Origin of the sequence: Brunnivagina elsteri CCALA 953 (assembly GCF_002289455.1) — a bacterium.
In the GTDB taxonomy this organism is placed as follows: Bacteria; Cyanobacteriota; Cyanobacteriia; order Cyanobacteriales; family Nostocaceae; genus Brunnivagina; species Brunnivagina elsteri.
This window is the reverse complement of record NZ_NTFS01000726.1, coordinates 1-1,506: the sequence shown is the minus strand read 5'-3', so window position 1 is coordinate 1,506 and position 1,506 is coordinate 1. Positions and strand designations below refer to the sequence as shown.

1 protein-coding gene is annotated in these 1,506 nt (G+C 41.6%); it reads right to left on the bottom strand.

Features of this window, described 5'->3' with window-relative positions:
* Positions 1 to 331: 331 nt before the first annotated feature.
* Entirely contained in the window at positions 332 to 1,207 is an 876-nt protein-coding gene (locus tag CK510_RS30250; protein ID WP_095725104.1) for a Cof-type HAD-IIB family hydrolase, read from the bottom strand.
* Between the last annotated feature and the right edge of the window lie 299 nt (positions 1,208 to 1,506).

Below are 1,506 nucleotides of genomic sequence, written 5' to 3'. Positions count from 1 at the left end.
TGTCTCATATTCTATAATGCAGTCTGTACCAATTTACATTCTGATTTTTTTTCTACCCCGATTTACCGAGCGGATACGTTTGGTAGATATGCTTGATGAGAATACAATTCAAGCTAGTACGGAATAACCATTAAAACAATTCGCAATACTCCGAAGCGGAGAAGCAAGCTACGTAATACTCGCAGAGCGAGAAGCTAAAGCTACGCAATTATGTTTTGTAACGGAAAGAAGTTTGTGGGGACGGTTTCCGTCCACAAAACTACGGAGGATTTTACCCCGACACAAAACACGCTGCCCTTCTATTGCTGGGGAATTAAACCACCCAAGCTTGTTAACTAAGTAGAAATTTTTCGATTGCGGCTGCGACACCATTTTGTTCGACGTTGGGAGCAATCCATTGTGCGATCGCTTTGACTCCATCAGGAGCATCACCCATTGCGACACCGATACCAGCATATTGCAGCATTTCTAAATCATTAAAATTATCACCAATAGTCATGACATTAGCTGGTTGAAGTCCCAGCATTTCTTCTGCGAGGTAGCGTACTGCTGTACCTTTATTTACAAATGGATTTGTAGCCTCAAAAAAAGTTGCCACTGAGGTGGTGAGGTAAAGTTCTGCGGGTGTATATTGACGGCGTAAATTTCCTAGTAACTGATTAATAACATCAACATCATCGCATAAAGCCAGAACCTTGGTTGGTTCATTGTCGAGGGTATCACGCAAATCTCCGACAGCAATGGCATTTATATTAGAACGTTTTGCGTAGATTTTGCTTTCCCTGGTGAGTTCCCGCACATACAGTTCATCATTGATATAAAAATGTACCGATAACAAGTCCTTTAATTCGGGTTGCTCGAAATAATCGAGTAATTGCTGGGCAGTTTCTCGTTTTACTGTGAGATGACGGTGGACTTTGTTTGTTGTGGGTTCTTGAATCCAAGCACCTTGATATGCAATTAAAGGCAGAGTCGAAGCAATTTCCTGATGGAAACGCAAAGCCGAACGATACATTCTTCCAGTTGCGATCGCGACTTGAATTCCCTGTGATTGAGCTTGTGCGATCGCACGAGTCACCGTTTTGCTAATTCTGTTTGAATGTCCTGCGATCGTGCCATCAATATCGACTACTAGCAGTTTGATGTCGTTTGTCGATGTTTGTCCATTCTCAAGCTGTTCTAAATTAGTTATCGAAGCTTCCTGCATAAATCAATGTCCCATCTGAATTGAGTCACAGTGTAAGGTTATCAGGCTAATGCCGTATCTGGGGAGAAGGGAAAAAAGAATAATACCCAATTCCCACCCAATTCCCAATATCCAAATCAAAATTTACTCACACTTGAGATTAACCAGGCAAAAATATCCTGATGGGAGAAAAATCCGCGATCGCTCGGTTATTTTCACGGAATCAGCAAGCTAATAACCATTAGAGTAATCCAAGAAATAAATGATCCAACTGTTGATCCTGAGTCGCTATGTAATAGACAGAGATGCTTCATTGCGCT

Coding starts and splice junctions, on each gene's coding strand:
- CK510_RS30250 (WP_095725104.1), bottom strand. CDS start 1,207: ATGCAGGAAGCTTCGATAACTAATTTAGAACAGCTTGAGAATGGACAA.